Below are 25,837 nucleotides of genomic sequence, written 5' to 3' on the forward strand. Positions count from 1 at the left end.
AACTGGAATGTGTCAGTTACAGTATGGTAAAGTTTCGTGTTTCGGTCTCTTGAAATTATGGAAATAGTGTAATGACCTCTAAATTAATACCTACGATTTTGTGTGGTGGTGCCGGCTCCCGTCTTTGGCCTGTTTCCCGGGAAGGGCATCCCAAGCCCTTTATTCGCTTGACTGATAATCAAAGTTTGTTGCAAAAATCTTTTCTTCGTGGGTTTTCAATAGATGGCGTCAACGACATTATTACCGTTACAAACCGAGAGTTGTTTTTTCAGACAGAAGATGAATTAGCAGAGTTAAAGCTGAAAAATATCCGCAGTAACTATATTCTGGAGCCCTTTGGACGTAATACGGCCGCAGCTATCGTAAGTGCTGCCATGTACGTTAGAAAGGAATTTGGGGATGATGCCATATTGCTGGTTTTGGCTGCAGATCATCTTATTTCCAATAAAGAAGCATTTCGGGCAGCAGTAGACAAAGCGGTTAAACTGGCAGAAAGTGGTCGTTTAGTGACGTTTGGAATTAAGCCAACTCATCCTGAAACTGGGTATGGTTACATAGAGGCCAATGGTTCGGATGTTGTCCGTTTCGTTGAAAAACCAGAGATTAAAGTCGCTCAGGAATACATGGATTCCGGGCGTTTTTATTGGAACTCCGGAATGTTCTGTTTCCGTGTTGATACTATCTTGCAAGAGCTTGAAGCCTATTGCCCGGATGTTGTAGCGTCAGTCAAAATGTGCTTGTCCGCCTCCAAGGAACTCTCAGGAGAAAAGCAAAAGCAGCTTAGCCTTGATGCTGATACATTCCGTCTTGTACCGGATATTTCCATTGACTATGCCGTTATGGAAAAATCAAATGTAGTATCTGTTGTGCCCTGTGATATTGGCTGGAGCGATATTGGTTCCTGGGCGGCCTTAAGTGCAGTTGGAGAGTCTGATGAAAATGGCAACCGGGTTGAAGCCGAAGCTTTGCTGGAAAATGTAAAAAACTGCTATATCAAAAGTGAAGAGCGCTTTGTGGGGGCCATTGGTCTGGAAAATCTGGTGATTGTGGATACGCCCGATGCACTGTTAGTTGCCAACAAGGACTATAGCCAGGATGTTAAAAAAATATATACAACATTAAAGCAGAACGGCAATGAACTTTATAAATGGCACCGTACCGTTTACCGCCCATGGGGTAGTTATACTGTTCTGGAAAACAGTGACCGTTTTAAAATCAAGCGTCTGGAAGTTAAACCGGGTGGACGCCTGAGCTTGCAAATGCATCATCATCGCAGTGAACATTGGATTGTTGTTAGCGGAATGGCAAAGGTAGTAAACGGTGAGCAGGAAATGTTGGTTAACACTAATGAGTCTACCTATATTCCTGCTGGACACAGGCATCGTCTGGAAAACCCTGGAGTGATAAATCTGGTTTTAATTGAAGTGCAAAGCGGAGAATACCTTGGTGAAGACGACATCGTCCGATTCCAGGATGTATATGGTCGCGTTGAGCAATAATTCTTTTACAATTATTTGGTAGTTGTGAAATCCAATTTACAAGGAATATTAATACAATGAAAAAGGCTATTATTACGGGTGTTACAGGTCAGGATGGCGCCTATTTAAGTCAAATTCTGCTTGAAAAAGGTTACACCGTATATGGTACTTATCGTAGAACCAGTTCTGTTAATTTCTGGCGCATAGAAGAGCTCGGAATCCAGAATCATCCAAATCTTCATCTTGTTGAATACGATCTTACAGATTTGGGTGCCAGTATTTCCCTGGTTCAAAAGTGTGAGCCAGACGAAATCTATAATCTTGCAGCACAAAGCTTTGTAGGGGTTAGTTTTGATCAACCCACAACCACTGCTCAAATATCAGGCTTGGGAGCCTTGAATTTACTCGAAGCCATTCGTTTGATTAATACAAAAATTCGGTATTATCAGGCAAGTACCTCTGAAATGTTTGGTAAAGTACAAACGATTCCTCAGAATGAAGATACCCCATTCTATCCGCGTAGCCCTTATGGTGTATCCAAGCTGTTTGCTCATTGGATGACGGTTAACTACCGCGAAAGTTACGATATTTTTGGCAGTAGCGGAATTCTTTTCAATCATGAAAGCCCCTTGCGCGGACGTGAATTCGTGACCCGAAAAATTACCGACAGCGTTGCCAAAATCAAGCTGGGCAAGTTGGATGTATTGGAATTGGGTAACCTGGATGCTAAGCGTGATTGGGGTTATGCCAAGGAATATGTTGAAGGCATGTGGCGTATTTTGCAAGCCGCTCAGCCAGATACATTTGTGTTAGCCACCAATCGAACCGAAACTGTTCGTGATTTTGTTCGTCTGGCGTTCAAGGCAGTGGGTATTGAACTTGAATTCTCTGGTAAAGACGAAAACGAAACAGCCGTTAATGTTGCAGATGGCAAAGTAGTGATGAGAGTCAATCCGAAATTCTATCGTCTAGCAGAAGTGGATCTGTTAATTGGCGATCCTTCCAAAGCCAAGGCTGTATTGGGATGGGAGCCAAAAACTTCACTTGAGTCATTGTGTGAAATGATGGTTAAAGAAGATCTGCGCCGTAACGAGCAGGGCTTTTCATTCTGATAACATCATGAAATCATCTCAGCCGAATAAGGTTTTAGTAACAGGAGCTTCAGGGTTTACCGGGCAATACGTTGTTCGTGAACTGAAGTCAGCGGGATATCAGGTCATCGAACTGGGTTCCAGACCCGCTACCCGAGAAAATTATTATCAGGTTGATTTGCTTGATTATGACCAGTTAAGCAAGACAATTAATGATATTAAGCCCGATCATGTCATACACTTGGCTGCCGTTGCCTTTGTGGGGCATGGTGATGTCAAGGCTTTTTATGATGTAAATCTGGTGGGAACCCGGTATTTGCTCCAGGCGCTTAGTGCCCCGGGGCAAAATTTAAAATCCGTGTTGCTGGCCAGTAGCGCAAATGTTTACGGGAATTCGTCTTCAGGTAGCCTGTCTGAACAGACTACTCCTGATCCGGTTAATGATTATGCAGTTAGCAAGCTGGCCATGGAGTTCATGTCCAGAACTTACCGTAACAAGTTGCCAATTATCATAACTCGCCCATTTAACTATACGGGAGTAGGGCAGGAACAACACTTTGTGATTCCCAAAATTGTTTCGCATTTTCGTGAACGCAAAGCTGAGCTTGAATTGGGAAATACTGAAGTCTGGCGTGATTTTGGCGATGTCCGGGCAGTAGCAAGGGCATATAGGCAATTGCTTGAGGTACCGTCTGCTATTGGTAAAATAATAAATGTCAGCACAGGGAAAGCAATCTCGCTGGGCGATATTATTAGGATTTGTGAGGCAATTACAGGCCACACTTTAACGGTAAAAGTTAATCCTGCCTTTGTGCGGGAAAATGAAGTCAAAACGCTAACCGGAAATTCCAGCCTATTACATTCTTTAATTCCAGATTGGCAACCAATAGATATAAAACACACCCTGACCTGGATGCTGGCGGGTGATGCAGCATTATCACAAGAATAGTGAGCCTGTATTGAAAGTTCTTCATGTTTTTAAAACATATTATCCCGATACTTACGGTGGTATCGAGGAAGTTATTTATCAACTGGCTACACATAGTGCACAGTATGGGATACATGCCGAAGTATTTACATTAAGTAAAAATGTGTCTGCGTCCAGCGATGATATTTACGATGGTCATTGCGTCTATCGGGTCAAGCAGGATTTTGAACTGGCATCAACCACGTTCTCTATGTCCGCCTTTAGGCACTTCCGTAAAATCGCCAGGGATTTTGATCTTATTCACTATCATTTTCCTTGGCCTGTCATGGATTTACTGCACTTTTCTGCGGGCCATGGAAAACCGTCTGTAGTGACATATCATTCCGACATTATTAAACAGAAATTTCTGTTGCAACTATATAAACCCGTTCAGCGGCAGTTTTTGAAAAGTGTACAAGCCATTGTCGCGACCTCTCCCAATTATGCGCAAAGTAGCGCTGTGCTAAGGGAATTTCCCAGTAAGCTATCTACTATTCCTATCGGTATTGCACCGGTACCACTCACTGACGAAATTTGGGAACGAATAAGGCACTGGGAAAATGTTCTTTCTGGACCATTTTTCCTGTTTATTGGTGCCTTGCGTTACTACAAGGGGCTAGATACCTTAGTAGAGGCGGCTGCCAGGGTTCCTTATCCGATAGTTATTGCGGGGGCAGGTTCAGAAGAAGCGCGCTTAAAAGAGGCTGTGCAAAAGAAAGGGCTGTCAAATGTGATGTTTGTTGGGCCGGTTTCTGAAAATGACAAATATGCCTTGTTATACTTGAGTTACTGTTTTGTTTTCCCATCTTTTACCCGTACCGAAGCCTACGGCATCGTCCTGGTTGAGGCCTCTATGTATGGCAAGCCCATGATTACCTGTGAAATTGGTACAGGTACCACATATATTAATCAGGATAAAGAGACTGGCGTAGTTGTACCGCCACAAAATCCTGATGCATTTGCAAGTGCTATGGAACAACTGTGGAATGCGCCAGAGTTGGCAAAGCAATATGGCCATAATGCGCAACAGCGTTATGAACGTTATTATACGGCAGAGCGAATGATGCAACGTTATGCAGAACTATATAACAAATGCCTTAACGTGGAGTCTGCCGCGTTGTGTGATTCAGAATAGAGAATAACCAAGGATTTAATTGTGGTCTTTACACAAATGATACACGCCGTATGGAACTATAGGGGTTTCATCAAGGGGAGCGTGAAACGGGAATTCCAGTCCAAGTACAGGAATTCACTTTTAGGTGCGGCATGGATGGTATTGAATCCGTTGGCAATGATTATTGTCTATACCGTTATCTTCTCCCAGATTATGCGTGCCCGTTTGCCTGGTGTGGATTTCCCATATGCATATAGTATTTATTTATGCGCAGGTGTTTTAACCTGGGGATTGTTTTCTGAAATAGTAAGCCGTTCACAAAATGTGTTTTTGGATAATGCAGGTTTATTGAAAAAGCTTAGTTTTCCGCGGCTATGCTTGCCAGTGATTGTGATTGTGAACGCATTGCTTAATTTCACTATAGTGTTTAGTATTTTTACCATTTTTTTACTGATAACAGGGCAATTTCCAGGAATTTATTTCTTGGGTGTATTCCCTGTCTTGATATTATTAGTGCTATTTGCCATTGGTTTGGGTATTACTATTGGCGTATTGAATGTGTTCTTTCGTGATGTAGGACAGCTCTTTGGAATTGTGCTTCAGTTCTGGTTTTGGCTTACACCTATTGTATATGTATCCAGTATCTTGCCGCAATGGGCTCAAAATTATTTGCAATTCAACCCGATGACACCAATTGTACAAGCACTTCAAACAATATTGGTTCATGCTCAATGGCCAAACTGGAACTCATTATGGTTGGTGGGGATTGAAGCATTGATTTTGTGTTTTGTGGGGTTGAGTTTATTCCGCAAACACGCCGGTGACATGGTGGACGAACTGTAATGGGAACAATCACAGTAAATAATGTCGGCAAGGCATATAAACAATATAAAACACGCTGGTCCAGGTTGGCAGAATGGGTGTTGCCGGGAAAACGTAAATATCATGATTTGAAATGGGTGTTGCAAGATATCAATTTCACTGTTGGTGCTGGTGAAGCGGTTGGGATAATCGGTATTAATGGTGCAGGGAAAAGTACCTTGCTAAAAATGATTACCGGCACCACTCAACCCACGACAGGCAGTATTAATATTGCCGGCCGTGTGGCAGCATTGCTAGAACTTGGTATTGGATTTCATCCTGATTTTACCGGACGGCAAAACGTATATATGGCCGGGCAATTAATAGGATACTCAGTAGAGGAAATTTCCAGCTTAATGCCTGCCATAGAGGCTTTTGCTGAAATTGGTGACTATATTGACATGCCGGTTCGCGTTTACAGCAGTGGTATGCAAATGCGCCTGGCATTCAGTGTGGCTACCGCAAAACGGCCGGATGTCTTGATCATTGATGAAGCGCTTTCAGTGGGGGATTCCTACTTTCAGCACAAGAGTTTTGATCGCATACGCGAATTTAATGGACAGGGTACAACCTTGTTAATTGTGAGCCATGATAAAACGGCCATTCAAAGTATCTGTGATAGAGCAATACTTTTGAATGCAGGGCGAATGGTAATGGAAGGTGAGCCGGAAGCGGTGATGGATTATTACAATGCCTTGCTTGCTGACAAGGGGGATAATAAAGTTAAAGTCGAACAAAAAGTTCAAGAGGACGGCAAAGTCCAGACTATCTCTGGCTCGGGAGAGGTGACTGTTACAGATATAAGGTTGATTAATGAAGAGGATCAACAGGTTGAAGTGATTGATGTTGGTCAGAATGTGACGTTACGGGTAACTGTTACGGTTCATGAATCGGTTTCCAAGTTGGTGATGGGGTATGGTATTAAAGACAGGCTAGGCCAGGTAATGTATGGAACGAATACCTATCATACAAAACAGGTTGTTGAGAATCTTAAGACGGGTGAACGGTATGTTTTTAATATCAAATTTCCAGCCAATCTGGGGCCGGGTACTTATTCTGTGCAGACTGCCTTGACAAGTACCGATACGCATCTTGAAAAAAACTATGAGTGGCGTGATTTGGCGCTGATTTTTAACGTGGTGAATATGTCTAAGGTGTTTTTTGTTGGAACCTCGTGGATAGAGCCTGAAATTGAGGTGGTAAATTAATGACAATCATTTCTTACGCCCAGAACTTCGAAGATGTAATGCTTTGGCGAGTGTTAAAAGATATTGAAAATGGCTTCTATATTGATGTTGGCGCAAATGACCCGGTCATTGACTCTGTTACCAAGCTGTTTTATGAAAACGGATGGCGTGGAATTAATATAGAACCATTAAATTCACATTATCAAGACTTAGTAAAAGATCGGCCAGAAGACGTGAATTTACGGGTTGCCGTTGGTAATACTAATGGTGAAATTGAACTTTGGGAGACCGATGTTCGTGGTTGGGCAACGGCGTCTGAAGAGGTTATCAAGAAGCACCAGGAAGAAGGTCATACCGGTAGTAAGCAAACAGTTCCAATGTTAACCCTTACAGATATCTGTGAGCAGTATGCTAGAAAAGACATACATTTTCTTAAGGTGGATGTTGAAGGGCTTGAAAAATCGGTATTGGAAGGAATGGATTTTTTCAAGTATAGGCCTTGGGTTGTAGTGGTAGAGGCAACTATTCCTAATTCAACAGTTGAAGCCTATACAGAATGGGAGTCTATTTTAACCGAATCAAATTTTCTAAATGTTTATAACGATGGGTTAAATCAGTTTTATATACCCAATGAGCGTATAAATCTCAAGCCTGCATTTCGTTATCCCCCTAATGTTTTTGATGATTATATTAAATATACTCAATTGCAGTCTGAAGCTAAGTTGCAGCAGGCAGAAGTGAAAGCAGAGCAGGCAGAAGTGAAAGCAGAGCAGGCAGAAGTGAAAGCAGAACAGGCAGAAGTGAAAGCAGAGCAGGCAGAGGTTGCTTCAAGGGAATATTTGATGCAACTTGAAGCCGTCTATGCTAGTACATCTTGGTTTGTGACGAAACCATTTCGTGTGGTAAAGCGCATTATTGATGGTGATTTTTCTATTTTGAGGCGAGCGGCTGTTTCAATGAAATTAAAAATTAAGAAAAAATTAGGGAATATGATTGTTTCAGTAATATCCTACGTTAAAAAGAAACCAACCCTGAAAAATCGGCTGAAGCAATTAAGTGCAATGTTTCCTTCGCTGGATAGAAAATTACGGGGAATATATCAAAAATCCAAGTATGGTAGTCAAAATTATTCAACTGTTTATGCTCGCGGATCATTAACCTTAGTCGACTCAGATGTTGGGGAAATTGGTTTATATAATGACAGGAGAGTTGCTATCCTGGTCCCAGGAGCCGCAGATGGAACAATTGGCGGTGCTGAGCGTTTTTATGAGGGGTTAGCTAATGCTTTACGGAAAAATGGCTGTGATGTTGATTTGATACATCTTGTTTTCAATGAATCAAGTTTTGATACTATTCAACAGGGTTATGCTGCTTTTTCCCAATTAGACCTAGATGAATATGACTTAGTTATTTCGACGAAGGCGCCAACTTATGTTGTAAAGCATCGGAATCATATTATGTATTTAATTCATACTATTCGTGTTTTTTATGACATGTTTGATGTTGTGTTTCCGAATAAAGATAATACGCTCATTGAACAGCGTAATTGGATTCATAAAGAAGACTCAAAGGCTTTTAAACAAATAAAATATCGGTTTTCTATTGCGAAAGAGGTTTCTCGTCGACTTCGATTATGGAATGATAGTGATGCTGAGGTGTTATACCCAGGAGTCGTTGTAGATGGATTGTATGATCATGGCATTGGTGATTATTTTTATATGCCAGGTCGGTTACATGCATGGAAAAGAGTTGATCTTGCGATAAGGGCAGTAAGGCTTTCAAAGCTACCGCTTAAATTGATTATTTCTGGAACGGGTGAAGCAGAGCAGTCGCTTCGACAATTAGCAGAAGGTGATAAGAGAATCGAATTTGTAGGAAGAGTAGAGGATGAAAAATTAAGGGAGCTTTATGCAAAGTCATTAGCTGTCCCTTTCCTTCCTCTTAGAGAGGATTATGGATACGTTACTTTGGAAGCCTTTGCTAGTGGAAAACCAGTGGTTACTTGTACTGACTCAGGAGAGCCGGTTGAGTTCGTTATTGATGGTGTGACAGGATTGGTTTGTGATCCTAATCCAGAAAGTATTTGTTTGGCTTTTGAACAGCTTTGGAATGATAGAAAACTTGCTGCTCGCATGGGTAAGGCTGGTCGTGAAAAAACCGCTCATGTTAAATGGTCGCATGTTGCTGATCGTCTTTTGGAGGTTGGGTTTCCTGATATTAAAGTCGCACGATTAAATAAACCTGTGCCACTCAAGGTGGCAGTCTTAGACATGCAGCCAATCATTCCGGCGGTTGGTGGGGGTCGGCAACGTTTGTTAGGTCTTTATCATGCTCTTGGGGTAGATATACAGACCAGATATGTGGGGACGTTTGATTGGCCGGGAGAAAGATTCCGGCGTCATGCCATTACTCCAAATTTTGAAGAAATTGATGTCCCGTTAAGTTCCCTTCATCATGAAGAAGCTTTGGATGCTGCGCGAAAAGCAGGCGGAAAAACAGTCATTGATATGCTGTTTTCCCAGCAGGCTTATCTTTCACCTGATTATTTACAGGAAACATTTGATGCGGTCAAATGGGCTGATGTGGTTATATTTTCTCATCCGTGGGTAGCTCCATTAGTTGATAGTCAGTTGTTAGAAGGTAAAACCGTGATTTATGATTCTCATAATGTAGAGGCTAGCTTACGAAGCAAACTATTAAATCTTAATAATCCATTTGAGAAATTAATATTAGAGAATGTAATCAATGACGAAAAAATTGCTGGGGATCATGCGGATTTAATTCTCGCTTGTTCTGAAGATGATATTAACGGTTTTGTTGCTCGCTATGGGTGGCAGAGAGAGCGAATTCATGTTGTCCCTAATGGAGTATTTAGTAGTGCAATTCAACCGGCAACTGTAGATGAAAAGCTGAAAGAGCGTAAAGGGTTAGATATTTCAGAGCAAGCTTTTGTAGGTTTTTTTATTGGTAGTGACTATGCGCCGAATGTTGAGGCAGCCTTATTCATCGTTGAGCATCTCGCTTATGAGTTGCCTGAAATTATCTTCGTTATTGGAGGTGGCGTTTGTAGTCGATTACCAGAACATTTACCAATGAATGTTCGTGTGATCGGTTTTTTAGAAGAATTGGACAAAGTTCGTTGGTTACGCGCTTGTGACTTTGCCATCAATCCGATGTTTGCAGGGTCAGGAACTAATATTAAAATGTTTGATTTTATGTCTGCTGGTTTGCCAGTAGTCACTACTTCAATCGGAGCAAGAGGTATTGCACAACAGAGTTCCTCTGGGTTATTTCTTGCTGATCGGGATGATTTGGTCAATGCAGTACGTCATTTGTATTCAAAACGTTTAATGGCTAAAGTTGGTGGACAAGAAAATCGTAGTCTTGTTGAAGCTCGGTATGCTTGGGAATCCATTTCGCCCGAACTTGGACGTTTAGTTAGGAAGGTTCATTTCAGGCGTAAAGGTGCTGCCTTAATGGAATCTTCTGATGTTAAATCCAAAGTTCGGGTGGCACATTTGAGTACGATGGGGCTAAAGTGCGGTATTGGTGAATATACGCGTAATATTATTAATATGTATGAGAAAAAAGGCATTTCTAATCTTTTGTTAGCAGGAAGAACTGCAAATGAAGAGCCAGATTTAGAAAAACTAGATATTTCAAAAGATATTGTTTGGTTCTATGACAATATCGAATGGAAAAATAGTGTTATTGATTTGCGTGCAATAGAGAGTATGGTGGACTGGGGAGCTACACATTTAATTATTCAATACCATCCAGGATTTTATGATCCAGATAAGTTAGTTGACTTTGTATTGCAAACGAAAGAGCATGAAATTTTAGTGACCGTTGTATTACATAACTTTGTTGAAGAGTCAGCTGGTGCGATGCGCAGATTGAATAGCATGGGGGTCCCTATTTTTTCTCATCGTATGTCAGAGGTTCTTTTGGCAAAGGAGTATGGGGTAGTCTTGGATCAAGTTCCTTTGGGGATAGATATAGACGAGTCTGTTAAGTCTAAAAATATTATTAATAGAAATTGGATCCAGCAACCCCCTGTCATTATAACAACTGGGTTTTTACGTAAGCATAAGGGGGTTATTTCTTTGATTCGTGCTATGCCATCTGTGCTGCAGAAATTTCCTGAGAGTAAATTGCGAATACAATGTGCATTGTATCCTAGCGAAGACTCCAGACTTGAGTTAAAGGCATGTGAAAAGGAAATTATTAAACTTAACTTAGTAGATAATGTAATTTTAGATACTGAGTTTTTAGAAAAAAAACTGGTTATAGATGAGTTGTCAAAAGCTGATATTGCGGTATTGCCATATGAAAGTAGTAATGAAGGAGGTAGTGCTACAGCAGCTGATTGTCTTTCTGTTGGTTTACCATTGCTTATTTCCGACGCTGAAATATTTGATGAAATTAGGGAGGTTGCAATTACAGTAAAAGCTGAGCCGGACCAAATTGCGAGTGCAATCATAGAGACTTTATTAAATGCTGAAAAATATAATACACTTTCAAATAAATCAATGAATTATGCGTTGGATAATTCATGGGGAAATGTTGCAGCAATTTTTTTGGTGGCTCATAATTCCGAATTGTTTATCGGTAACTTGCTATAAATATTTAATTTTGATTGTTTAGCCAATAATATATATCTTATTCGAATATAAAAATTAAATAGATAATCAGAATTTTCTCAACTGTGATCGTTATAAATAAGATAATAAAACTTGTAAAAGTTGTGAAAATAGTCAAATAAGTGCTTGCCTGGATGTTGTAATGTGAAAGTTATATTAAATGTCGAACCTATACGGTTCCCTCTGACAGGGATTGGTCGCTATACGTATGAATTGGCCAAAGCGTTGCAAATGTCTGTTTGCATTGATGAGTTGAAATTGTTTTCAACAACTCGTTTCTTGCAGGGGTTACCTCAACCTGACTCGCAGGGTACTCATGCGCATGGTCTGAAGCGGATGGTTCAAAAGAGCTATCTGGTCATGGAGGCATATCGTTTATTGATGCCATGGCTTCGTTCCAAAGCCTTGCGAAAGCATGGTGATTATATTTACCATAGCCCCAATTTCTTTCTTCCTGTATTTCCCGGCAGGAAGGTGGCAACTTTTCATGACCTTTCACCATTCACTTGGTCTGAATGTCATGATCAGGTAAAAGTTCGTTACTTGCAGAAAGAACTTCGTACGACAATTGATAGAGCTGATCAATTAATTACCGACTCAGAGTTTACTCGCCGTGAACTTGCCGAGTTTTCAGGTCTTTCACTGGAAAAAATACATGCGGTTCCATTGGCCAGCGCACCTGAGTTTCAGCCTTATCCTAAGGTTGAATTGCAACCTGTGTTAAAGCACTATCAGCTTCAATACCAAGGATACTGCCTTTTTGTTGGCACTATAGAACCACGTAAGAATATTGTCACGTTACTGGATGCTTATGCGCGTTTGCCTGTAAGCGTTAGGCGTGAATGGCCTTTGATTCTGACAGGTTATAAAGGATGGCAAAGTGATGCCATTCATGAACGAATTAAAGACGCTGAAAGACAAGGATGGGCCCGATACTTAGGTTTTTTGCCAGCAGAAGATTTACCAGGTTTATACGCGGGAGCAAGATTATTTGCTTTCCCTTCTCTTTATGAAGGGTTTGGACTGCCCGTGCTGGAAGCAATGAGTTCGGGTGTGCCTGTTGTTTGTTCTGACAGTTCTTCTTTGCCGGAGGTGGTAGGTTCTGCTGCGCTCATGTGTGCCTCCATGGATGTCGAAACGTTAACCATGCATCTTCTAAAGGGTTTGGAAGATAATACCTGGAGAACGAAGGCTGTTACACAAGGATTGCAGCGATCAGCAGGTTTTTCATGGGAGCGGTGTGCGCTGGAAACAATTGCGGTTTATCAAAAATTTTGAATGGTTAATGTGCTTAATTTTCAGGCGGATTTGTGATCAGTTTTAAATTCTAGCAATATCGATGTCCATTTATTTAACTAGGTTTTGATGCGTCATGGATGTTTCTCTTTATTCAGTACCTGTGGTTGCCCTAGTTCGACACTTTGATTCTCATTTTTTAACTGTCAAACTCCAGTCATCTAGCCCCAAATCCAGTAAGCATAGTCTTTATAGTCAATAACGTAATGTAAAAATCCAGCGAGATTGAGCAATGTTTGATATAAAAGAAATCATGTTCAATCTTGATCTGGGCTTCATTAACATCCGAGGTATACCCATATCTTACCTGTGCCCAGCCAGTTATGCCTGGCTTCACGACATGCCGGTAGCTGTAAAAGGGTATTTTTTGGTCATACTCTTCTACAAAACTGGGCTGTTCAGGTCTGGGGCCAATCAGGCTCATTTCACCTTTCAGTATATTCAAAAGCTGTGGTAATTCATCAATACGCAATTTTCTGATGATTTTGCCAATGCGGGTAACTCTGGGGTCATCTTCTTCGGCAAACGCTTCGTTATGTTCTGCCTCAATATCATGACGCATGCTTCTGATTTTATACATCCTGAATGGCTTGTTGCCCAAGCCAACCCTGGTTTGGCAGAAAAAAGCTGGTCCTGAGGATTCCAGTTTTACCAGCAGGGCGGTAACAAGCACCAAGGGCAAGGTGATGGGAAGTGTCAGAAGTACAACAACCCAATCAAAACAGGTCTTAATAAACTCAAACAAGGGTGAAGGCAGCAAAGATCCAATATTGTTTTCTGTCATGTGTCTAATCCTGACTCGACCCGTCAGGGATTCAAAAACCTGCTCCGAGTTAAGAACTGGAATGCGGTTAAGGGCACATTGGGTTAGAAAACGTTCCCACTCTGGGGTGATGCTTTTAAAGTCGGCAACCACGGCATCATAGCGGACATTATTCAGGTTGGGCGTTTCCAGGACACGAATGTCATGACCTTTTTTATTCAGCGCGATCAATTCCTGCGTTTTGGCTTGATTGACTACGGCCAGTTTGGGTTTGCGCATTCTAAAGGTAAGTATGTATTCTATGTGCAACCAGAACAGGGTGGTTAAACCACTGGTTACTAAAATCAGCCTTGAAACGGGAAAATAAAACAGGAAGGTTGCCAGAATGCAAAAACCGTAAACGGTAAGAATCTGTGGCGCCAGCAAGGCTGCCGATCTTCCGCCTGGGTAAGAGTTGGTTAAGTAGTTGCACCAGATGTGGGTAAGGACGAAGGCAATTGAACTAATTATTAAGGCATTAAACTGGCCTTGATCAATGTAGTAGTAATTCTTGAAACCGTAATGGATATAAAAAGGTAATACTACGCACAATATAAAACCCAGCAGCATTGAGACAAAGCGGGAAAGCAGGATTTTTTCATACAGCTTATGAAAACGTGACTGGGATGTTAAGCGCATAATGTTAAGAGTTTACCGAAATTTTTCATTTTAGTGCACTGTGGAAGATTACAATGGCATGCATATAAACTTTCAATTTTTGAAATAATATGATTTATGCTGATTATAAAAACACTAGTAATATACCCGTAAATAACACTTGAAGAGATGACAATCTTGAACAAGCATAATAATTGGTAATTGTTTTGTGTGATTCTGGGCAAATTTAAAGTTTACTATGACAATTTTCGTAACCGGTGGCGCCGGTTTTATAGGCAGTAATTTCATCCTGGATTGGCTTGGCCAATCTGGTGAGCCCGTTGTAAATATAGACAAGCTCACTTATGCTGGCAATCTGCAAAGCCTGTCTTCTATTGAAAATCACCCCGGCTACCATTTTGTTCAAACCGATATTGCCAACCAAAATACCATCTCCCAGCTGTTAACCCAATATCGGCCTAGGGCAATTATTAATTTTGCGGCCGAATCGCATGTGGACCGTTCCATTCATGGGCCGGCCAGCTTCATACAAACCAATATTGTGGGCACCTTCAGTTTGCTGGAATGCGTTCGTGCTTATTGGCATACATTGGCGGGTTCAGATAAGCACAATTTTCGTTTCCTGCATGTGTCTACTGACGAGGTTTATGGCTCTTTATTGCCCGAAGACCCGCCATTTACAGAATTGTCATGCTACCAGCCTAACAGCCCGTATTCTGCCAGTAAGGCGGCCTCTGATCACTTGGTGCGGGCGTGGCACCATACTTATGGCTTGCCTGTGTTAACCACCAATTGCGGTAATAATTATGGCCCGCGTCAGTTTCCTGAAAAGCTTATTCCACTGGTGATTATGAATGCGCTGGCAGGCAGGCCTTTGCCCATTTATGGGGACGGCTTGCAAATACGTGACTGGCTGTATGTAGGCGATCATTGTGCGGCCATTTCGACGGTATTGGCCAAAGGCATACCGGGGGACACTTACAACATTGGTGGTGGCAATGAACGCACTAATCTGGATGTTGTGCAAGCCATATGTGATGTGCTTGATGAAATCCACCCTTGTGCAAGTGGGCAGTCATACCACCGGCAAATTGCTTTTGTGGCAGACCGCCCCGGGCATGACCGGCGTTATGCCATTAATGGCACTAAAATAGTGCAGGAACTGGGTTGGCACCCGCAGGAAACTTTCACAACGGGTTTGCAAAGAACAGTCCAGTGGTATCTCAATAACAGTGACTGGGTGCAGGGCGTGCAAAACGGTTCTTACCGCGACTGGATGGCTTTGCATTATGGCCATCAGCATGGTAAAGGGAGTAAGGCATGACGCAGCGTAAGGGTATTATTCTGGCCGGTGGCTCGGGTACACGCTTGTATCCGGTAACGCTGGCGGTGTCCAAGCAGCTGCTGCCGGTTTACGACAAACCCATGATTTATTACCCCCTAAGTACCTTAATGTTGGCCGGTATCCGCGATATTCTGCTTATTTCCACGCCGTGGGATTTGCCTCGGTTTCAGCATTTGTTGGGTGATGGCAGCCAATGGGGGCTTAATATCAGCTATGCAGAACAGCCTGGCCCCGATGGCCTGGCCCAGGCTTTTATTATTGGCCGCCAGTTTGTGGGTAATGGTTCGGTTGCCCTGGTATTGGGCGATAACGTTTTCTACGGGCATGATTTGCCCCGCCAGTTAGCGCAAGCCTGTGCCCGGGAAGAGGGCGCCACGGTATTTGCCTATCATGTGCAAGACCCGCAACGGTACGGGGTGGTTGGGTTTAATGGGCAGGGCAAAGTTGTTTCCCTGGAAGAAAAGCCCGCGCAGCCCAAATCCAATTTCGCCGTGACCGGCCTGTATTTTTATGACAATCAGATTCTGGATATAGCCGCTGCCTTAACGCCTTCGGCACGTGGTGAACTGGAAATTACCGACTGCAATTGCGCTTATTTGAATAAGGGGCAGCTTTCGGTTGAGCTAATGGGCCGGGGATATGCCTGGCTGGATATGGGTACGCATGAAAGCCTGCTTGATGCGGGTAATTTTATTCAAACCATAGAAAAGCGGCAGGGTCTGAAGGTGTCTTGCCCTGAAGAGATTGCCTACCGCAAAGGGTTTATTAGTGCTGCCCAGCTTGAAGCACTGGCCCGGCCTTTGGCAAAAAATGAGTATGGGCAATATCTGTTGCGTTTACTTGAAAATAGTTGAACCATGAAAATTTGTGGGGGCGTATAAAACCAGTGATTACCCTGCGCTTGACGGTAAGCCTACGAATTTATCAATGCTAATTGACAGAAATAATTGGGTTATGTTTTAATGTCCTTAATCCTGGGACAAAGGACATTTGGATCTGTAAATTATGAAAGGTCAGGACATTGTTATATTACTCAAGCTCATTTGCCTGAAAAAACAGGAGGAAGAGGGTAATCTAAACCAGCCAGCCAGGGGCACCGGTGTAGATGAACCTTATTCTATTCGGGGGCTTGCGGCTTCTCTTGGCATTAGTAAAACAGAAGTCCATGCTTCTATAAATCGCAGTTTATTTTCAGGTTTGGCTATCAAAGATCGTATAACCGGGCGTATAAGGCCAAACCATCGAGCACTTGGCAACTTTATTACGCATGGGTTGAAATATGTTTTCCCGGTCAAGCCAGGTGGCATAACAAGGGGGATCCCCACTGCATTTGCGGCCCCCATGTTGAATAGTCTTCTCATCAGCCCGGGTGAATATATTTATATTTGGCCTGACGCGGAAGGTAAAATTATGGGGCAGTTTGTTGAACCCCTGTTTAAATCCGTTCCTGAAGCGGTAAAGAATGATGAACAACTATATGAATACTTGGCACTTATAGATGCAATCAGACTGGGCAGGCCACGAGAAGCCGGATTGGCAGCAAAACTTCTTGAAGAAAGGTTATTAAAAAAATGACAACAGTTAAAGGACAATTGCTACGCATGCTGGAAAGAGTGGCAGTTGCACTGGGCAGTGAGCTCCGGCAAAGATTGGTATTTGTAGGTGGGTGTACAACCGCACTATTTATCACTGACCCCATTACTTTGGAAGATGTCAGGGCAACAGATGATGTTGATTTAATTGTTGATCTTGCTGGTTACGCTGCGTGGGCAACTTTGGAAGAACAATTAAGGAACAGGGGGTTTTCAGCATCACCGGAAGATGAAGTGGTTTGTCGCATGCGGCTGGGTGCATTAAAGGTGGATTTTATGCCGGATGATGCCAAAATTTTGGGCTTTACAAACAGATGGTATGCACGAGGAATAGAACAGTCAAAACCTTATCAGCTAACTGACGATTTGGTAATAAAGATTTTACCCCCTGAACTTTTTGTAGCAACAAAATTAGAGGCATATAAGGGACGTGGTGATAATGATCTTATGTTAAGCCGGGATATGGAGGATATCTTACTTGTTGTTGATGGAAGAGAAGAGTTGGTTGGGGAAATTGATGCTGCTGATGAGGATATAAGGAAATATATCGCCAGCCAATTTTATGATATTCAGCAAGGCATTGATTTTGATCATTTTCTGGAAGGAAATATTAGAGGGCCAGGCGGTAGAGTTGATATTGTGCGAGAAAGGTTTTCACGCATAACAGCATGTGATAAGCGGTGAATTAAATATGGGCAATACCTGTTGCGTTTGCTTGAAAATAGTTTAACCATGAAAATTACTAAAACCCGCCTTCCCGATGTCTTGCTTGTTGAACCCGATGTGTTTGCCGATGAGCGCGGGTTTTTTATGGAAAGCTTTAATGCCAGGAAGTTTGAGCAGGCAGTGGGCAGACGGGTAAGTTTTGTGCAAGACAACCATTCCCGTTCCCATGCCAATGTGTTGCGCGGCCTGCATTATCAAATTCAACAACCGCAGGCCAAGCTGGTGCGGGTGGTGCTTGGCCGTATTTTTGATGTGGTGGTGGATTTACGTCGCGCTTCGCCCACGTTTGGGCAATGGGTGGCCGAAGAGTTAAGCGCTGAAAACAAACGCCAGGTTTGGATACCCGAAGGCTTTGCGCACGGGTTTTTAGTGCTGTCCGGGGTGGCCGAGGTGGAATATAAAAGCAGTGATTATTATGCGCCTGAATATGAACGTTGCATTGCATGGAATGATCCTGATCTGGCCATTCCATGGCCGTTGAAGGCTGCACCTGTTTTGTCGGTGAAAGATGAAAAGGGTGTGGGTTTCAGGGAAGCGGAAGTATTTGAATGATTGAAAATAGATGTAAGATGAGTGACTTCTGTTAGGCAGTACCAAGCCAGCCTAAGCTGCTGGCACCGAAAATAAATATGTTGTAGCGCTTAGTGTTAAAGCTTATAGGTAATCAGGGGGCGCACAATATCGTGCCCAATGCGACGTAATCGTTGTCCCAAAGTTTTTTTGTTTTTGTGACGCGGTTTACGATCTGTGCCCAGATTGGACGCCTGGGCTTGTTCAGATTCCCACACGGCGACTGGCGTTAAAGCCCATAAGGTAACAAGCCCTTTTTCCTGGAAGCGTGACCAGTGATCGCCTACCGTCCATAAAGGATGCAGGTTTTTGGCTAAGTTACGGGCAGCTGCCAGATTGATGGCGTATCCGCTGGTTCGCCACACATCGCTATAGGGACGCACGGCAACCCGGTTCCGTTTGCCAAACGATTTTTTGTTAAAACGAAAGCCTCGATGCACCTTGGTTAACTGAATCATTTCGGGCTTATTAGTAGACAGGATTTGCCCTAGGTATTCTGGTGAATCAGGGTCCAGTAAACTTTGTAGGTCGTCGGCTAAACAGACATCATCTTCCAGGATCAAGGCATAGCGGTAGCCCTTCTGGACAATATCGCGGTAAATACCCAAGTGGCTTAAGGCGCATCCTATTTCGCCCTTGGTTAGGGTGCCATACTCATGTTTCAGACGAGGCCAGTCCACCTGTTGGTTTAATTGATCTTCCGGCATGATCCGGCCATCTACCGCGTCAAAAAAAATGGGTGTAATCCCTTTTTCTTGCAATGAAGCTTCCATAATTTGGCGCCTGGTTTGGTCTGTGGCCAGATTGACAACGTAGCAGGGGATAAATGGAGTAGACATAAGCGTTTATTGATGACGGAAAGCCGTTTTGGCTGGAAAGATGGTGTTACATTATTGTAACCTGAGTTTGGCTGAAAGTCAGCAGTACCCTGTATTCAGGATATGTGGCAAGATATGCGGGTATTAAAATACTTATGCACGTCTAGTGTGCTTAACTAGGTGTCCATTATTCAGTCAGGCTCAATGTTGTCTTTCTTTCTTTCTTTCTTTCTTTCTTCACCCGCCGCTTATGCTCTTTTTGCGTCAGGCATTTTATTAAAAAAGCGATCAGGCCAATATTGCCTGATACGGTTACCCGTGGCAAACCGAACAAATCATCTTCTTTCAGTGCCAGTCCTTTTACCGTTAACGTGGCATTGGTATAGCCCGCCTGGCGTGTCATTTCCCTTATCGCGGCAGATTCATCCCCATACGGGTAGCAAAAGGCGGTAACCGGAACGCCAAAAACGGCCTCTAATCGGTGTTTTGAGGCTTCAATTTGCCGTCGTGCCTCATTTTCCGGCAGCTGGGTTAAATGAACATGGTCCAGGGTATGCGAGCCAATTTCCTGCCCGGCCCTGGCCCAGTTTTGGATTTGCTGCTCGTTCATTAATCCAGACCGGGGAATGCCTTTTTCAATATCCCAGTGGTTGTGCCCGCCCGGGTGTCCAGCCACAAAGTAGGTGGTGGCGGTAAAGCCCAGTGCCTGCAAAACGGGCAGGGCGTTGTCGTGCACGTTGGTGTAGCCGTCATCAAAGGTAATGCCAAATACTTTGCCGCTTTTTGTGCCTTCCAGGTAGGGCAGCAGGTCTTGCATGCTTAAGCCACGGTAACCCAGCCGTTTAAGCCATTGCATTTGTTGCGCAAATTTTTTTGCTGGCACGCACAGGCCACGGTAAGGGGTGCCTTTGGGGGGCATGTCGGTAATTTGGTGGTACATCAGAATAGGTATCATGGCGCTAAAGGCAGGCCCAAAGCCTGCCGGTAAGTGTTAAGGGTTTTGCGGGCAAAGGTGTCCAGATTAAAGTGCTGTTCGGCCGTTTGGCGGCTGGCCATCGAAACTTCATGAAGCAGCGCTGGGTTATCCAGAATTTCCTGTAGCAGTGTTTGCAAGGCCTGCGGGTCTTTGGCCGGTACAATCCAGCCGTCTTTGCCATGCTGTATGTTTTCGGGCAGGCCACCGGCGTTGCTGGCAATGGTGGGCAGGCCCAGGGCCATGCTTTCACGGCAGGCAAAAGACAGCGCTTCTTTGTGTGACAGTACAAAGCCCAGGTCACAGGCCGCCAGAATATCCCGCACATCGTCAACCAGGCCCGGGAAAACCAGTTGCTGTTCCATACCCAGGGCTTTGACCCGGTTCATTTTTTCTTCGTTGGGCGGGTCACCGGCCATGATAATGCGGCAGCGGTTTTTAAGGTGTTCGGGCAGTTGTGATACGGCCTGCACCATTTCCAGCCAGCCTTTTTCATAATCGGTGCCACCGGTGCTGCCCAGTAATATTAGCCCGGTATTTGCGGCTTCGTTACCCAGCAAGGCCTGGCGGCATTGTTGTTTATGCCGGGCACTGGCAGGTGCAAAATACCGGGTGTCTATGCCATGGTGAATCATGTCCAGCGGGATGGCCGCATAGGGCGAGTTTTTGAACATGTCCGCCACAAAGCGGCTCACTGCAATGATGCGGTCGGTGGCCAGTTTGGCCCTTAGTTTGTGCCCAAAACTGCCCACGGGGTGGTCATTGTGTTTGGTAAAGATGATTTTAGGGCGGTGCCGCAGCCCCAGGCAGGCCAGCATGACATGGCGGTGGTCGGCCGAGGCATTCACATGAATAATGTCAAAGTGTTCCTGTTGGATCAGCTTTCTGAGTTGCTTTATTTCGGGCAGGAGCTTGCCAATGCGAGAGTTGAAGCTCTGGTCGATGACCCGTACATTGGGAACTGCCTGGGCAAAGCGGTACAGGCGGCTGGTGCCGGGGGTGGCCACGAAGCATTCATGTTCAGGCGCCAGCTGGCCCAGTAGGTTGAGAATATACGTGGCATGCCCGCCGCCATTGCGTTTGTGGAAATTGGTAAACAGGATTTTCATTGTTTTAACTTTTGATCACGATTTGTTCCCACGCGTCGCGTGGGAACGCGTATGCATACGCAGGCGTTTCCACAAAGAAGGAAAATTCCCCTCTGCGCAGGGGGGGGCGCATAGCACCGGGGTGGTTACTCACCATCAAACGTACTGTCATCGCTGTCAACAACGATTTCAGACACCAGTACCCGGTCAATCCGGTGCTTGTCCATGTCCACGACTTCAAATTTGTAGTTTTCCCATTCCACGCTTTCGGTTTCAGTGGGAATGTGCCCCAATTGGTGCATGATGAAGCCGGCGATGGTGTGGTAGTCCTCGTCTTCCTCTTCGGGAAATCTGACTGAGGAAGAAAAAATTTCACGGAAGCGGTCCAGTGAAACACCGCCATCCAACAGCCATGAGCCATCCTTGCGTTGAACGGCATCGGAAACATGATTTTCATTGATAGGAATCGCGTGGCCAACCAGTACTTTCAGGATGTCGCGCAGGGTCACCACGCCTTCGACCTCGCCATATTCATTAATCACCACGGCAATTTCAGAGCGGTTTTTTTGCAGGGCCTCCAGCAAGTCCATGGCGCTAATGGTTTCGGGTACATACAGGGCCGTTTTGGTAATGGCCTGGATGTTGATTTGTTGCTGCTTGATTTGTTGTTCGAACAGACTGCCGGCATCTACAATGCCAATAATATTGTCTAGCCCACCCTGACAGACGGGAAAGCGGGAGTAGGGACTGTTGGCAATGCGTAGCAGGGTTTCTTCCAGCGGCGCATTCAGGTCTATGTAGTGAATGTCCGAGCGTGGTGTCATGATGGTGTTAATGTGTTTGTCGTCCAGTTGCAGGGCGCGTGCCACAATGTCGTGTTCGGTTTTTTCAAACAGGCCGGCGGTGGCGCCTTCCTTTAACATGCCGCTAATGTCTTCTTCGGTTAATGAGCTGTTTTTGCTTTGGTCCAGCCGCAAAATTTTCATGAGAAAATCGGTGGAAAACGACAAAACGGCAACAAAGGGTGACACGATACGTGACAGCCAGGTCATGGGCACCGAGATAAACATGGCCACCGCTTCAGGGTATTGCATGGCAATACGCTTGGGCACCAGTTCGCCCAGAATTAGGGATGCATAGGTAATGCCAAACACCACGGTTGCCAGTGAAAGCTCATAGGCGTAATTGCTAAGTGGCTGAATGTTAAGGAAAAAAGGAGTAAGTCTGGATACGATAGAGGCTTCGCCGAAGGCACCGTTGAAAATCCCGATAAGGGTGATGCCAATTTGCACGGTAGAAAGAAAACGGCTTGGGCTGTCTGACAGCTTCAGGGCGGCCGCGGCGCTTTTGCTGCCGCTATCGGCTTTGTTTTGCAGGCGAATGCGTTTGGATGAAACAATGGCGATTTCCGACATTGCGAAAAGACCATTGACTAGAATGAGTCCTAAAATGATAAGGATATCCATGACTTGTGGGCGGCGTGCCGCTTTAAACTCCTGTAATTTAAAAAATTATTTTACAGGTTTCGGGTAAATTTCGGGGGCTGAAGAAGTTTTCTGATATTTAATTGTCTTTGTTTGAGGCAGGATAAATTGTTCTAACCAAATTTTGCCCTTTGTAATATGGGTTAAGATATCTTTCTTTACTGTTGCTGTTTTTTGGGTGTTGGGCACTATGTCTTTGCTTGTTCCGGTTCATGAGGCTCCCCGTGCCGGCTACCAGCCCGAGGTGGACGGGTTGCGCGCTGTTGCCGTGATGGCGGTTTTGTTTTTCCATGCCGGGTTTACTGTCTTTGGAGGCGGTTTTACAGGCGTTGATGTTTTTTTTGTGATTTCAGGGTATTTAATTACCCGCATCCTCATCGATAATTGCCAGGCTGGTTCCTTCAGCTTTGCCCGGTTTATGGCACGGCGAATTGCGCGTTTGTATCCGGCCCTTTTATTGACCCTGGTATTGTGCCTGGCTCTGGGCTTTCTTGTTTTTTCTCCGGGTGATTATATTGCATTGGCAGAGTCAACCATTTATGCCTTTTTTTCTATTTCCAATATCAAGTTTTGGCTGGGTGCGGGGTATTTTGATACGTCTTCAGAAACCAACCCCTTGCTGCACACCTGGTCATTGGGGGTAGAGCAGCAGTTTTACCTGGTTTGGCCGTTTATTGTTTATGGTACTTGCCGGCTGAATGCCCGCTGGTTACCCTGGGTGCTGGCATTAACCGGACTGCTTTCCCTGCTGGCTTCACAGTGGTATACGCAGGTGGATCCTTCCGCCAATTATTTTCTGACACCCTTCAGGGTGTTTGAGTTTGCCATTGGCGGTTTGCTGGTGTTTGCGGTACGCCGTTTTGTGTTGGCCAATATCTGGCAGGAATTGATCATGCTGGCGGGTCTTGCGCTGCTGGCATGGGGGGTGTTCGTGTTTGATAAAACCACTGCTTTTCCGGGGTTTAACGGTCTGGTGCCCGCCTTTGGGGCGGCTTTGTGTATTTTTGCCAGTGGTGCCCGTTATACCGGCTGGCTGCTCAGAAACCGTTGGGTGGTATTTATCGGGCTGATTTCCTATTCGGTGTATTTAATTCACTGGCCACTGATTGTTTTTTATAAATATTATATTTATCGTCCCTTGATGCCCGTAGAACAATGGGCTCTGGTGATCGTGCCGCTGTTTTTGGGTTATGCCATGTATGTACTGGTTGAAAACCGTTTCCGACGCATGAATTTGTCCAGCTGGTATTTCAAGGAAATATTGCAGCGGTCAGGGGTTGTGGCGGTGGTATTGCTGCCGGCATTTTTTATTCTGACGCAAAATGGCATGCCTTTCAGAATGAATACGCAGTTTTCCCAGCATACTTTTGATTCCCCGCGTTTTCACGAAGAGCAGTATGGGGGTGCCGGATACGGGATGGGCAGTCAAACGCTTGGCGACCCCCGGGCCCTGTTTCATGAGGCGGTTTTTCTGGGGGACAGTTATGCACGGCAGTTTGCCTACGGGCTAGACCGGGTGTTGGCCGGGCAGGGCGTAAAAATAGACACTTCCTTTGAAGATGGCTGTTTTTTTGGTCCGGGTTACACCCGCATTCTGGACGGTATTGCCCGCCAGGATTGCCAGGACAGGCTTGATTATGCCTTGCACACCGCTTTCACGAACCGGATTCCCCTGATCTATGCAATTAGCTTCCGTAATTACCAAAATACCTTGGGTACCACCGATGGTGAGCGGGTTCGCCTGACGGATGATGCGTACTTACGCTTTTTGCAAGCCAATTTTGATGCCATCCATGAGCGTATTGGCCTGGATAACAAGTTGATTATTATCGGTACCCCGCCCGGGGCGGGTTCGCAGGCGGGCTTGTCTTCCTGTGTGGACAGGCCGGCCTATTTACCACTGACTTGTGCCAGATATCTGACATTGCCCCGCGAAAAAGGCAATGCCTGGCACATTAACCAAATGCTGGCTGAATACGCCCGCTCTCGTTTTAATGTGATTTTTATTGATCCTTATGACATTTTGTGTGGTGAACAGCTGTGCCAAACCATGCAGGCGGGACGCTTCCTGTATTCGGACGGTACACACCTGTCACGCGATGGCTCTTTGCTGGTTAGCCAGGAGATGGTGACAGCCTTGCTGCGTGAATGGGGCTTTGCCCCAGACACGGAATAAAGTGTTTCGTTCAGGTTTTTGCAGGCACTTTTCTAATAAGGCCTTCTTGCGCACAAGAGGCAACCAGATGGCCATGGCGATCAAAGATATTGGCCCGGCAAAAGCCCCTGGCATTACTGGCACTGGGTGATTCCAAGGCATACAGTAACCAGTCATTCATGTTTATCGGCCGGTGAAACCACATGGCATGGTCGATACTGGCCATTTGCAAGGAGGGGCTGAGGAAGGATTGCCCGTGTGGTAACAAAGCCGTATCCAGCAAGTGCAAGTCAGAGGTGTAGGCCAGCATGGATTTATGCAGCAGCGGGTCTTCGGGCAGCGAGCCATTGACCTTGAACCAGACGTGAGAATAGGGGAGATGCGCGCCTGGATTCAAAAGGTTGATGGGGTTAACCGGACGAATGTCCAGAGGGGGGGCTTGCATGGCGCGCTCTGCCATTGTGGGTGGTAATTCGTTGGCAATGGCCCGGAATAGCTCCACTTCGCTTTGCAGGCTGGTGGGCGATGGCACGGTTGGCATGGTGGCCTGGTGTTCAAACCCTGGTTCAGCGGCCTGAAAGCTGGCTGACATGAAGAAAATGGGTCGTTCACGCTGGATCGCCACTACCCGGCGCGCCGAGAAACTGCCCCCATCGCGGATGCGTTCCACTTCATAGCGAATAGGCTCATTGGTATCACCGGGCAGCAGGAAATATGCATGCATGGAGTGTGCTTCCCGCTTAGGGTTGGCGATAGTTCGGGAAGCGGCCATGAGTGATTGCCCCAGGACCTGGCCGCCAAATACGCGTCCTGAGCCAAAAAGGTCAACACTTTGACCAAGAAAGGTGTCTTTATCCAGTGAAGTCAGTTTGAGTTGTTCTGTCAGGGATGTAAGTGCTTGATTCATTGCCGAGTTTAATGAAATGGGAAATGCAGGAAGTGTAGCAGGTAATGGGGAGAATGTTGATGGGTGTGTCTGCCGGGTCGGCAGCCGTTAAGGTATTGCCGCTGTAAAATGAAAATAAAAGG

General features: G+C 44.9%; 20 protein-coding genes. 14 read left to right on the forward strand and 6 right to left on the reverse strand.

What is annotated here, in order from left to right:
• The first annotated feature begins 71 nt into the window (after nucleotides 1–71).
• From HCX92_RS02970 to HCX92_RS03005, 8 genes are all read left to right on the forward strand, one after another.
• Nucleotides 72–1,499, forward strand: a complete 1,428-nt coding sequence (locus HCX92_RS02970; RefSeq protein ID WP_169293435.1) for a mannose-1-phosphate guanylyltransferase/mannose-6-phosphate isomerase — start codon at nucleotides 72–74, stop codon at nucleotides 1,497–1,499.
• 56 nt (nucleotides 1,500–1,555) lie between these two features.
• Entirely contained in the window at nucleotides 1,556–2,590 is a 1,035-nt protein-coding gene (gene gmd, locus HCX92_RS02975) for a GDP-mannose 4,6-dehydratase (protein WP_169293436.1), read from the forward strand.
• Between the two features lie 7 nt (nucleotides 2,591–2,597).
• A complete protein-coding gene (locus HCX92_RS02980; RefSeq protein WP_169293437.1) occupies nucleotides 2,598–3,518 on the forward strand; it encodes an NAD-dependent epimerase/dehydratase family protein in 921 nt (306 codons plus the stop codon).
• Nucleotides 3,496–4,671, forward strand: a complete 1,176-nt coding sequence (locus tag HCX92_RS02985) for a glycosyltransferase family 4 protein (protein WP_169293649.1) — start codon at nucleotides 3,496–3,498, stop codon at nucleotides 4,669–4,671. Before HCX92_RS02980 ends, HCX92_RS02985 begins: the two co-directional genes overlap by 23 nt.
• 36 nt (nucleotides 4,672–4,707) lie before the next feature.
• A complete protein-coding gene (locus tag HCX92_RS02990; RefSeq protein ID WP_169293650.1) occupies nucleotides 4,708–5,493 on the forward strand; it encodes an ABC transporter permease in 786 nt (261 codons plus the stop codon).
• Nucleotides 5,493–6,719: an ABC transporter ATP-binding protein gene (locus tag HCX92_RS02995; RefSeq protein WP_169293438.1), complete on the forward strand. Its 1,227-nt coding sequence runs from the start codon at nucleotides 5,493–5,495 to the stop codon at nucleotides 6,717–6,719. Before HCX92_RS02990 ends, HCX92_RS02995 begins: the two co-directional genes overlap by 1 nt.
• On the forward strand, nucleotides 6,719–11,323 hold the full coding sequence (locus HCX92_RS03000) for an FkbM family methyltransferase (protein WP_169293439.1): 4,605 nt from the start codon (nucleotides 6,719–6,721) through the stop codon (nucleotides 11,321–11,323). The genes HCX92_RS02995 and HCX92_RS03000 overlap by 1 nt, the downstream gene beginning before the upstream one ends.
• Before the next feature lie 162 nt (nucleotides 11,324–11,485).
• Entirely contained in the window at nucleotides 11,486–12,619 is a 1,134-nt protein-coding gene (locus HCX92_RS03005) for a glycosyltransferase family 1 protein (protein ID WP_169293440.1), read from the forward strand.
• 175 nt (nucleotides 12,620–12,794) lie between these two features.
• Here the strand turns inward: HCX92_RS03005 and HCX92_RS03010 are convergent, their stop codons facing one another.
• Nucleotides 12,795–14,078 (reverse strand): exopolysaccharide biosynthesis polyprenyl glycosylphosphotransferase, encoded by a 1,284-nt coding sequence (locus HCX92_RS03010; RefSeq protein ID WP_248289983.1) that lies wholly within the window; start codon nucleotides 14,076–14,078, stop codon nucleotides 12,795–12,797.
• Nucleotides 14,079–14,295: 217 nt separating this feature from the next.
• Here HCX92_RS03010 and rfbB point away from each other — a divergent pair, with 217 nt between their 5' ends.
• From rfbB to rfbC, 5 genes are all read left to right on the forward strand, one after another.
• Nucleotides 14,296–15,381 (forward strand): dTDP-glucose 4,6-dehydratase, encoded by a 1,086-nt coding sequence (gene rfbB, locus HCX92_RS03015; RefSeq protein ID WP_169293441.1) that lies wholly within the window; start codon nucleotides 14,296–14,298, stop codon nucleotides 15,379–15,381.
• On the forward strand, nucleotides 15,378–16,256 hold the full coding sequence (gene rfbA, locus HCX92_RS03020) for a glucose-1-phosphate thymidylyltransferase RfbA (protein WP_169293442.1): 879 nt from the start codon (nucleotides 15,378–15,380) through the stop codon (nucleotides 16,254–16,256). Before rfbB ends, rfbA begins: the two co-directional genes overlap by 4 nt.
• 151 nt (nucleotides 16,257–16,407) lie before the next feature.
• Nucleotides 16,408–16,977, forward strand: a complete 570-nt coding sequence (locus tag HCX92_RS03025) for a hypothetical protein (RefSeq protein ID WP_169293443.1) — start codon at nucleotides 16,408–16,410, stop codon at nucleotides 16,975–16,977.
• Nucleotides 16,974–17,678, forward strand: a complete 705-nt coding sequence (locus HCX92_RS03030; RefSeq protein ID WP_169293444.1) for a hypothetical protein — start codon at nucleotides 16,974–16,976, stop codon at nucleotides 17,676–17,678. The genes HCX92_RS03025 and HCX92_RS03030 overlap by 4 nt, the downstream gene beginning before the upstream one ends.
• A 48-nt stretch (nucleotides 17,679–17,726) precedes the next feature.
• On the forward strand, nucleotides 17,727–18,272 hold the full coding sequence (gene rfbC, locus HCX92_RS03035; protein WP_169293445.1) for a dTDP-4-dehydrorhamnose 3,5-epimerase: 546 nt from the start codon (nucleotides 17,727–17,729) through the stop codon (nucleotides 18,270–18,272).
• Nucleotides 18,273–18,367: 95 nt separating this feature from the next.
• On the opposite strand, the gene HCX92_RS03040 is transcribed toward rfbC, so the two are convergent.
• From HCX92_RS03040 to HCX92_RS03055, 4 genes are all read right to left on the reverse strand, one after another.
• The gene (locus tag HCX92_RS03040) at nucleotides 18,368–19,129 is read right to left on the reverse strand and encodes a glycosyltransferase family 25 protein (protein ID WP_169293446.1); all 762 of its coding nucleotides are present in this window, start codon (nucleotides 19,127–19,129) and stop codon (nucleotides 18,368–18,370) included.
• A gap of 166 nt (nucleotides 19,130–19,295) precedes the next feature.
• Nucleotides 19,296–20,048: a polysaccharide deacetylase family protein gene (locus HCX92_RS03045; protein ID WP_169293447.1), complete on the reverse strand. Its 753-nt coding sequence runs from the start codon at nucleotides 20,046–20,048 to the stop codon at nucleotides 19,296–19,298.
• A gap of 11 nt (nucleotides 20,049–20,059) precedes the next feature.
• On the reverse strand, nucleotides 20,060–21,190 hold the full coding sequence (locus tag HCX92_RS03050) for a glycosyltransferase family 4 protein (RefSeq protein ID WP_169293448.1): 1,131 nt from the start codon (nucleotides 21,188–21,190) through the stop codon (nucleotides 20,060–20,062).
• Nucleotides 21,191–21,315: 125 nt separating this feature from the next.
• The gene (locus HCX92_RS03055; RefSeq protein ID WP_169293449.1) at nucleotides 21,316–22,635 is read right to left on the reverse strand and encodes a hemolysin family protein; all 1,320 of its coding nucleotides are present in this window, start codon (nucleotides 22,633–22,635) and stop codon (nucleotides 21,316–21,318) included.
• 208 nt (nucleotides 22,636–22,843) lie between these two features.
• On the opposite strand from HCX92_RS03055, the gene HCX92_RS03060 reads away from it, so the two are divergent.
• Nucleotides 22,844–24,829: an acyltransferase family protein gene (locus HCX92_RS03060; protein ID WP_169293450.1), complete on the forward strand. Its 1,986-nt coding sequence runs from the start codon at nucleotides 22,844–22,846 to the stop codon at nucleotides 24,827–24,829.
• A gap of 10 nt (nucleotides 24,830–24,839) precedes the next feature.
• Here HCX92_RS03060 and HCX92_RS03065 read toward each other — a convergent pair whose 3' ends face one another.
• Nucleotides 24,840–25,715 (reverse strand): acyl-CoA thioesterase II, encoded by an 876-nt coding sequence (locus tag HCX92_RS03065; RefSeq protein ID WP_169293451.1) that lies wholly within the window; start codon nucleotides 25,713–25,715, stop codon nucleotides 24,840–24,842.
• Nucleotides 25,716–25,837: the final 122 nt, after the last annotated feature.

This window comes from Advenella sp. EE-W14, from assembly GCF_012923605.1.
In the GTDB taxonomy this organism is placed as follows: domain Bacteria; phylum Pseudomonadota; class Gammaproteobacteria; order Burkholderiales; family Burkholderiaceae_B; genus Advenella; species Advenella alkanexedens.

Excerpts from the sequence above, each read along its gene's own strand:
- HCX92_RS02970 (WP_169293435.1), top strand. The coding sequence starts at position 72 with ATGACCTCTAAATTAATACCTACGATTTTGTGTGGTGGTGCCGGCTCC.
- gmd (WP_169293436.1), top strand. The coding sequence starts at position 1,556 with ATGAAAAAGGCTATTATTACGGGTGTTACAGGTCAGGATGGCGCCTAT.
- HCX92_RS02980 (WP_169293437.1), top strand. The coding sequence starts at position 2,598 with ATGAAATCATCTCAGCCGAATAAGGTTTTAGTAACAGGAGCTTCAGGG.
- HCX92_RS02985 (WP_169293649.1), top strand. The coding sequence starts at position 3,496 with ATGCAGCATTATCACAAGAATAGTGAGCCTGTATTGAAAGTTCTTCAT.
- HCX92_RS02990 (WP_169293650.1), top strand. The coding sequence starts at position 4,708 with ATGATACACGCCGTATGGAACTATAGGGGTTTCATCAAGGGGAGCGTG.
- HCX92_RS02995 (WP_169293438.1), top strand. The coding sequence starts at position 5,493 with ATGGGAACAATCACAGTAAATAATGTCGGCAAGGCATATAAACAATAT.
- HCX92_RS03000 (WP_169293439.1), top strand. The coding sequence starts at position 6,719 with ATGACAATCATTTCTTACGCCCAGAACTTCGAAGATGTAATGCTTTGG.
- HCX92_RS03010 (WP_248289983.1), bottom strand. The coding sequence starts at position 14,078 with ATGCGCTTAACATCCCAGTCACGTTTTCATAAGCTGTATGAAAAAATC.
- rfbB (WP_169293441.1), top strand. The coding sequence starts at position 14,296 with ATGACAATTTTCGTAACCGGTGGCGCCGGTTTTATAGGCAGTAATTTC.
- rfbA (WP_169293442.1), top strand. The coding sequence starts at position 15,378 with ATGACGCAGCGTAAGGGTATTATTCTGGCCGGTGGCTCGGGTACACGC.
- HCX92_RS03025 (WP_169293443.1), top strand. The coding sequence starts at position 16,408 with ATGAAAGGTCAGGACATTGTTATATTACTCAAGCTCATTTGCCTGAAA.
- HCX92_RS03030 (WP_169293444.1), top strand. The coding sequence starts at position 16,974 with ATGACAACAGTTAAAGGACAATTGCTACGCATGCTGGAAAGAGTGGCA.
- rfbC (WP_169293445.1), top strand. The coding sequence starts at position 17,727 with ATGAAAATTACTAAAACCCGCCTTCCCGATGTCTTGCTTGTTGAACCC.
- HCX92_RS03040 (WP_169293446.1), bottom strand. The coding sequence starts at position 19,129 with ATGTCTACTCCATTTATCCCCTGCTACGTTGTCAATCTGGCCACAGAC.
- HCX92_RS03045 (WP_169293447.1), bottom strand. The coding sequence starts at position 20,048 with ATGTACCACCAAATTACCGACATGCCCCCCAAAGGCACCCCTTACCGT.
- HCX92_RS03050 (WP_169293448.1), bottom strand. The coding sequence starts at position 21,190 with ATGAAAATCCTGTTTACCAATTTCCACAAACGCAATGGCGGCGGGCAT.
- HCX92_RS03055 (WP_169293449.1), bottom strand. The coding sequence starts at position 22,635 with ATGGATATCCTTATCATTTTAGGACTCATTCTAGTCAATGGTCTTTTC.
- HCX92_RS03060 (WP_169293450.1), top strand. The coding sequence starts at position 22,844 with ATGTCTTTGCTTGTTCCGGTTCATGAGGCTCCCCGTGCCGGCTACCAG.
- HCX92_RS03065 (WP_169293451.1), bottom strand. The coding sequence starts at position 25,715 with ATGAATCAAGCACTTACATCCCTGACAGAACAACTCAAACTGACTTCA.